Here is a 3,288-nt window from a genome sequence, read left to right as displayed (position 1 = left end):
CCTCGTACTTGTTCAGGCGGGCCAGCGTGCGCTCGGCCGCATCGGCCGGCAGCGGCTTGTGGGCCTGGGTCTTCAGCGCCGAATCGACGATGTGGTTGCCGGCCGCGCGGCCGAACACCAGCAGGTCGAGCAGCGAGTTCGTGCCCAGGCGGTTCGCGCCGTGCACGCTGACGCAGGAGCATTCGCCGACCGCGTACAGGCCGTTGACCACCGCGTTCGGGTCGCCGTCCTTCGGCACGACCACCTGGCCGTGGATGTTGGTCGGGATGCCGCCCATCTGGTAGTGGATGGTCGGCACGACCGGGATCGGCTCCTTCGTGATGTCGACGTTCGCGAAGTTGTGGCCGATCTCCAGCACGCTGGGCAGGCGCTTCATGATCGTCTCGGCGCCCAGGTGGGTCATGTCGAGCACGACGTAGTCCTTGTTGGGACCGCAGCCGCGCCCTTCCTTGATCTCCTGGTCCATGCAGCGCGAGACGAAGTCGCGCGGCGCCAGGTCCTTCAGCGTCGGGGCATAGCGCTCCATGAAGCGCTCGCCGTCGCTGTTGCGCAGGATCGCGCCCTCGCCGCGGCAGCCTTCGGTCAGCAGCACGCCGGCACCGGCCACGCCGGTCGGGTGGAACTGCCAGAACTCCATGTCTTCCAGCGGGATGCCGGCGCGCGCCGCCATGCCCAGGCCGTCGCCGGTGTTGATGAAGGCGTTGGTCGAGGCCGCGAAGATGCGCCCGGCGCCGCCGGTGGCCAGCAGCACGGTCTTGGCTTCGAGGATGTGCAGCTCGCCGGTCTCCATCTCGAGCGCGGTGACGCCGATCACGTCGCCGTCGGTGTCGCGGATCAGGTCGAGCGCCATCCACTCGACGAAGAAGTGCGTGCGCGCCTTGACGTTCTGCTGGTACAGCGTGTGCAGCATCGCGTGGCCGGTGCGGTCGGCGGCGGCGCAGGCGCGCTGCACCGGCTTCTCGCCGTAGTTCGCGGTGTGGCCGCCGAACGGGCGCTGGTAGATGGTGCCGTCGGGGTTGCGGTCGAACGGCATGCCGAAGTGTTCGAGCTCGTAGACGACCTTCGGCGCCTCGCGGCACATGAATTCGATCGCGTCCTGGTCGCCGAGCCAGTCGGAGCCCTTCACGGTGTCGAAGAAGTGGTAGTGCCAGTTGTCTTCGGACATGTTGCCGAGCGAGGCACCGATGCCGCCCTGCGCGGCCACCGTGTGCGAGCGGGTCGGGAACACCTTGGACAGCACGGCGACGTTCAGGCCGGCCTGGGCCAGCTGCAGCGAGGCACGCATGCCCGAGCCGCCGGCGCCGACGATGACGACGTCGAACTTGCGCTTGGAGATCGAGGAAGAGGAAAAGCTCACGTCAGAGTCTCCAGAGCACTTGAATCGCCCAGCCGGCACAGCCGACCAGCCACACCAGCGTGAACACCTGCAGCAGCAGCTTCACGCCCACCGGCTTCACGTAGTCCATCAGCACGTCGCGCACGCCGACCCACACGTGGTAGGCCAGCGAGACGATCACGACGAAGGTCAGCACCTTCATCCACTGGCGCGAGAAGATGCCCGCCCACTTGTCGTAGCCCATCGGGCCCGGCAGCAGCACCTGCACGATCAGCGCGACCGTGAACAGCGCCATCACCAGCGCGGTGGCGCGCTGGGCCATCCAGTCGCGCAGGCCGTAGTGCGCGCCGACGACCAGGCGCTTCGAACCAAAGTTTTGTGTCATGGTGTGGCGCGCCTCAGAAGAACAGCTTCCAGCCGAGGACCAGCGTCAGCAGGACGCTCAGCACCAGCGTGACGAGGGCCGACTGGCGGCCGAATTCCTTGCTGACCGAGTGCGTCGCATCCATCCACAGGTGGCGCACGCCGGCGATGAAGTGATGCAGGTAGGCCCAGATCAGCGACAGCGTCACGAGCTTGATGAACCAGGCCGGCACGAAGCCGTAGCCGCCCATGAAGACACCGGTGAACTGCGTGTACGAGACCTCGGAACTGAGGCTGGTGTCGAACAGCCAGATGATGAACGGGAGCAGCGCGAACATCAGCAGGCCGCTGACGCGGTGCAGGATCGACACCCAGCCTGCGAGGGGCAGCCTGTATTGGGTCGCGTCGATCAGACGCATCGTTCCTGGCCTCCGTGAGGAGATTGGCTTGGAAATCTCTGTCATACCCACCTTGTGTAATCGAGACGAAACCGAAAGATTTTATTGCAACGCAGCAGATTCTCGTGGGGGTCGGAGAAGTGATCGCGGCAAATGATGCGCCTTCCCGGTCGACTTCGCGCTAGCTGAGTTCATTCCTGTAGTAATGCGACTGGGTGTTGTAGAGGCCGCGGCGCAGTTCCACCGGCTTGTCGCCATAGGTGCGCGACAGCCGCTCGACGCTCAGCAGCGGCGTGCCCGGCGCCAGGCCGAGCAGCTCGGCCGCGGCCGCATCGGCCGCCACGGCACGCAGTTGTTCTTCGGCGCGGATCATGCGCACGCCGAACTCGGTCTCGAACAGGCCGTACAGCGGCCCGCGGTAGTCGGTGAGGCGCTCCGCCGTCAGCCCCTTGAACAGCGTGGCCGGCAGCCAGATGTCGTCGAGCACGACCGGCACGCGCCTGAACTGCAGCAGGCGGCGGATCTGGATCGCCGCGTCGCCGGCCTTCAGCTCCAGCGCGCGGGCGATCTCGGCATTCGGCCGCTGGCGGCGGCAATCGATGACATGGCGTGTCGCGCCGCCGATCTCGCCGTCGTCGGGCATCAGGCGCAGGAAGCGGTACTGGATCTTCTCTTCCGCATGCGTCGCGACGAAGGTGCCCTTGCCCTGGCGGCGCACCAGCAGGTTCTCGTCGGCCATCGCGTCGATCGCCTTGCGCACCGTGCCCTGGCTCACCTTGTAGCGCGCGGCCAGCTCCATCTCGCTCGGGATCGCCTCGCCCGGCTTCCATTCGCCGCCCTGCAGGCTGCGCGTGATCAGCGCCTTGATCTGCTGGTACAGCGGGCTGAAGGCCGGCCCGCCGGCACCGGCGGGGGGCGCCTCGCCGGCAGCGGCAGAAAAGGAGGGGATCGAGGCGGCCATGAGACCGCGATTGCAGCACAGCTCGCCCCCTGCCGTCCATGACTGATGGAAGATGTCTTATATAAGACATAAGATCCTTGACATGGAGGAGGGTCGACACCTAGACTCCCCTACACTTCTGGCTCGCACAGCGGGCTGCATCGACGGGCTGGCACCCAGCCTCTTCCTGCAGCGCTGTCATCGACCACTGAACCCTGCGGAGACTCCTCATGAGCAAGAAACCCGTTCGC

4 protein-coding genes are annotated in these 3,288 nt (G+C 66.4%); all 4 read right to left on the bottom strand.

From position 1 onward, the window contains the following. Positions 1–1,285 (bottom strand): succinate dehydrogenase flavoprotein subunit (gene sdhA, locus AC1D01_RS26570; protein WP_477871707.1); only part of this gene is annotated, 1,285 nt, incomplete at its 3' end. Positions 1,286–1,358: 73 nt separating this feature from the next. Further along, the gene (gene sdhD / locus AC1D01_RS26565) at positions 1,359–1,721 is read right to left on the bottom strand and encodes a succinate dehydrogenase, hydrophobic membrane anchor protein (RefSeq protein WP_477871705.1); all 363 of its coding nucleotides are present in this window, start codon (positions 1,719–1,721) and stop codon (positions 1,359–1,361) included. 13 nt (positions 1,722–1,734) lie between these two features. Beyond that, positions 1,735–2,163, bottom strand: a complete 429-nt coding sequence (gene sdhC, locus AC1D01_RS26560) for a succinate dehydrogenase, cytochrome b556 subunit (RefSeq protein ID WP_477871703.1) — start codon at positions 2,161–2,163, stop codon at positions 1,735–1,737. A gap of 115 nt (positions 2,164–2,278) precedes the next feature. Further along, positions 2,279–3,058: a GntR family transcriptional regulator gene (locus AC1D01_RS26555; protein WP_477871701.1), complete on the bottom strand. Its 780-nt coding sequence runs from the start codon at positions 3,056–3,058 to the stop codon at positions 2,279–2,281. Positions 3,059–3,288: the final 230 nt, after the last annotated feature.

Source organism: Rhizobacter sp. P3_B12 (assembly GCF_056402895.1).
This window is presented reverse-complemented; position numbering and strand designations above follow the sequence as displayed.